We start from the raw sequence: 4,146 nt of genomic DNA on the forward strand, positions 1-4,146 counted from the left end.
GTCACGCCAGGCAGGTTGCCGGCTTGCCTGGCCAGCATCTGGCGGGCCAGCCACGCAAAGGCGGTGGCCTCGACTTGGAGCGGCGGCAAACCGTGCAGGTCCGACGTGCTGACGCGCAGGAAAGGCAGGCGTGCCTGCAGGCGCTGCAGCAGGTGGTGGTTGAAAGCGCCGCCGCCGCAAACGATCAGTTCCTTGCTCTCATTTCCGTAGCTTTTAACGCCGGTTGCACAAGCGCTGGCAGTGAATTCGGTCAATGTGTTTTGAATGTCCTCGGCGCGAGCCGCCGCGAAGGGCGCGAGTTTTTCGGCCAGCCAGGCCGGGCTGAACAGGTCTCGTCCGGTGCTCTTGGGAATAGGCTGGGAAAAGTAGGGTTCATGGAGCAGGCTCGCCAGCAGCGCTGCAATCGGCTGGCCGCTGGCTGCCCAAGCGCCGCCTGCATCGAAGGGCTGGCCGGTATGCTGCTGGCACCAGGCATCCATCAGCGCATTGCCCGGTCCGCAGTCAAAACCCAGTACCGGCGACCCGCCTTGATGCGGCAGCACGCTGAGGTTGGCAATCCCGCCCAGGTTCAACACCGTCACGGTGGCATCCGCACGGCCAAAGACACGCTGGTGAAAGGCCGGCACCAGTGGCGCGCCCTGGCCGCCCGCGGCCACGTCGCGGCTGCGAAAGTCGGCCACCACGTCCAGGCCTGTGAGTTCGGCCAGCAGGGCCGGGTTGTTTAGCTGGAGTGTGTAGCCCGCGCCTGCGGCGTCTTGCGACGTTCTTTGGGGCTGGTGCCTGACGGTCTGCCCATGCGCGCCCACCGCCTGGATTTGTGCCGGCGCGATGCCCTGGGCGGCGGCTTGGGTGACCAGCGTGTGGACTACCTGCGCGTACACCGCCGCAAGCTGGTTGCCCGCCAGCGCGGCGCGGTGCAGTTCGTTGTGGGCGGGGGTGTTGAGCGCCAGCAATTCGGCCCGGAAGCTGTTCGAGAACAGCTCGGTGGCAGTGGCCACGACCTTCAGTTGGGGGTCTGAAAAATCCACCAGCACCCCATCTGCGCCATCGAGTGAGGTGCCTGACATCAGGCCAATGGTGTAGTTTTGCATGCGGCTATTTTGCCGCAGCGCTGCCCGCTGCCGGCTGCCCCTATTCGGCCCGGGACTGGTTCATGCTGGCTGCGGCCAGGAGCTGGCTTTTGGCGCCGGCTGCAATCTGCCTGAACAGCGGAAGGTCTGCTTTGGACAGCGTGACGCTGTCGCTTTGCTTGGCGATCGTCATCGGGTCCTGCTGCGCGCCGTTGACGCGGAACTCAAAATGCAGGTGCGGGCCGGTGGCCCAGCCGGTTGAGCCGACGAGGCCAACGGTCTGGCTCTGGCTGACGCTCTGGCCGACCTGCACATTGATTTTGCTCAGGTGCGCGTACACCGTTTCGTGGTTGTTGCGGTGCCTGATGAACACCACATTGCCAAAACCATTCTGCACGCCGGCAAACGTCACCACACCGTCACCCACGGAGCGTGCGGGCGTTCCGGTGGGGGCGGCGTAGTCGGTGCCCAGATGGGCGCGCCACTTTTGCAGGACCGGGTGAAAGCGCATGGCAAAGCCGCTGCTGATGCGCGAGAACTCGACCGGCGAGCTCAGGTAGGCGCGGCGCAGGCTCTTGCCGTCCAGCGTGTAATAGCTGCCCTTGGCGGCGGCGATACCTGCGGCATTGCCCGGGGGCTGGAACCACATGGCCTCGTAGGTCTTGCCGCCGTTGACGAATTCGGTCGACAGCACGCGGCCGGTGCGCAGCGCTTCGCCGTCGGCTTCCAGGGTTTCATACACCACGTTGAAGCGGTCGCCCTTGCGCAGGGAGCGGCGGAAATCGATGTCGCCCGAGAAAATTTCGGCGATCTGCACGGCCACGCCGTCGGGAATCCGGGCGTCGTCGGTGGCGGCAAACAGCGAGCTCTGGATGCTGCCGCTGGCCAGCTGGGCCGAGCGGGTGTAGGGCGCGGTCTCAATGCGCGATTTGAACCCGGTGGCGGTGCGTTCAATCACCAGGCGGTTGAACAGCTCTTCGCTGTCGGTGGACCAGCGCATGCTGAGCTTGAGCAGTTGCTGGCGGTCGCTGGCTTCCACGGTCACGTTTTTACCCGGGCGGCCCGTCAGGATTTCCTGGGCGTTGGGGTCGGTGCGCAAAAATGCCGCTGCTGCTGCGTCGTCCAGGTTCAGGCGCTTGAGCAGGGTGTTGGCCGTGTCGCTGCTGCGCGTGCTTTCGGTGCGAAACAGGTTGAAGCTGAAGTCGGCGAGTGCGTCCGTCTGCACCTGTGTGGGCAGGGGCTGCACTACTTCGACCACCTGGCGCACCGGCAGGTCGGCGGCATCAGGTGCCAGCGGTGCAACGCCAAATGCCGTCACACCCGTGCCCAGCAGCAGGGCTGCAAGGCTGGCGGTCACGCGTTTGGGGTGGCGGCGAAGGCTGTCGGCAACGCCGAGCAGCAAGAGGGAGGACGTATTCAGGACACGGGCAGAAATGGATGGGCGCAAAGCGGTGTTTCCCAGCTAAAGTGCATCGGGCTGCGTGAACGCACCGGATTGCTGTGTAAAAAACGAAAGACCCTGGTGACCTGTTCTTTGCGGGTCTGCGGTCATCGGGCTAAAAAGACTTTGATTCCTGTCAGCAAGTTGCGCGCCAACTAAAATGGCAGGCTGATGTAGGAAAACACTGATTATAGTCGTCGGACATTTTCCTGGTACGAGAAAAAACCCTTATGAATCAAGAGCTTGTTACAAATTTCCCCGTGACTGACCGCGTGAGGGAGGCGCTGGCCGTCTCGCTTCGGGGCTGCGAGGAATTGATCCCCCAGGATGAATGGGTCAAGAAACTGGCCCGCAGCGAGGCCACTGGCGTGCCGCTGCGCATCAAATTGGGGCTGGACCCGACCGCTCCCGACATTCACATTGGCCATACCGTGGTGCTTAACAAGATGCGCCAGCTGCAGGACCTGGGCCACACGGTCATTTTCCTGATTGGCGACTTCACCACGCTGATTGGCGACCCGTCAGGGCGCAACACCACCCGCCCGGCCCTGAGTCCCGCGCAAATCGAGGCCAACGCCCAGACTTATTACCAGCAGGCCAGCATGGTGCTGGACCCGGAAAAAACCGAAATCCGTTACAACAGCGAGTGGTGCGACCCGCTCGGTACGCGCGGTTTGATCCAGCTGGCGGCCAGATACAACGTGGCGCGCATGATGGAGCGCAACGACTTTCATGACCGGTTCAAGGCCGGAACGCCCATCAGCGTGCATGAGTTTTTGTACCCCTTGCTGCAGGGCTATGACTCGGTGGCGTTGAAAAGCGACCTGGAACTGGGTGGCACCGACCAGAAATTCAACCTGCTGATGGGCCGCCACCTGCAGGCCGAATATGGCCAGGAGCCGCAGTGCATTTTGACCATGCCGCTGCTCGAAGGCCTGGACGGCATCGAAAAGATGTCCAAGAGCAAGAACAACTACATCGGCATTTCCGAGGACGCCAACAGCATGTTTGCCAAAGTGCTGAGCATCTCCGACGTGCTGATGTGGAAGTGGTTCACGCTGCTGTCCTTCAGGAGCGAAGCCGACATTGCGGCGCTCAGGGCTGACGTGGCGGCGGGCCTCAACCCCAAGGACGCCAAGGTGGCGCTGGCCAAGGAAATCACGGAGCGCTTTCACTCGGCCGCTGCAGCCGACGCGGCCGAGCAGGATTTCATCAACCGCAGCAAGGGCGGCGTACCCGACGAAATTGCCGACGTGGCCGTGTCAGGCGCCCCGATGGGCCTTGGTGCGCTGCTCAAGGCTGCCGGCCTGGCACCCTCAGGCAGCGAAGCCAGCCGGCTGATTGACGGCGGCGGTGTGCGTATTGACTCGTGCGTGGTCAGCGACAAGGCGCTGAAGCTGGGCGCGGGAACCTACGTGCTGCAGGTGGGCAAGCGCAAGTTTGCGCGCGTCACGCTGCGCTGATGCGTGGATTGAGCTGCGCATGAAAGCCGTGCTGCAGCGCGTGGCCCAGGCCCGCGTGGACATTGCCGGCCAGACCGTGGGCCAGATCGGGCCCGGGCTGCTGGTGCTGCTGTGCGCCGAACGCGGCGACCGCGACGCCGAGGCCGACAAGCTGCTGGCCAAGATTCTCAAG

The 4,146-nt window shown here is 63.6% G+C and carries 4 protein-coding genes; 2 read left to right on the plus strand and 2 right to left on the minus strand.

Features of this window, described 5'->3' with window-relative positions:
• Positions 1 to 1,091: anhydro-N-acetylmuramic acid kinase (locus IV091_RS03515; protein WP_293465173.1), on the minus strand; the 1,091-nt coding region annotated here is incomplete at its 3' end.
• A 40-nt stretch (positions 1,092 to 1,131) separates the two neighbouring features.
• Positions 1,132 to 2,517, minus strand: a complete 1,386-nt coding sequence (locus tag IV091_RS03520; RefSeq protein ID WP_293465176.1) for a M23 family metallopeptidase — start codon at positions 2,515 to 2,517, stop codon at positions 1,132 to 1,134.
• A 224-nt stretch (positions 2,518 to 2,741) separates the two neighbouring features.
• Between IV091_RS03520 and tyrS the strand changes: the two genes are divergently transcribed.
• Positions 2,742 to 3,974 (plus strand): tyrosine--tRNA ligase, encoded by a 1,233-nt coding sequence (gene tyrS, locus IV091_RS03525; RefSeq protein WP_293465178.1) that lies wholly within the window; start codon positions 2,742 to 2,744, stop codon positions 3,972 to 3,974.
• A 19-nt stretch (positions 3,975 to 3,993) separates the two neighbouring features.
• Positions 3,994 to 4,146, plus strand: a 153-nt coding sequence (locus IV091_RS03530; RefSeq protein WP_293465196.1) for a D-aminoacyl-tRNA deacylase, incomplete at its 3' end; no start/stop codon positions are given.

Source organism: Polaromonas sp., from assembly GCF_018780625.1.
Lineage (GTDB): Bacteria > Pseudomonadota > Gammaproteobacteria > Burkholderiales > Burkholderiaceae_C > Polaromonas.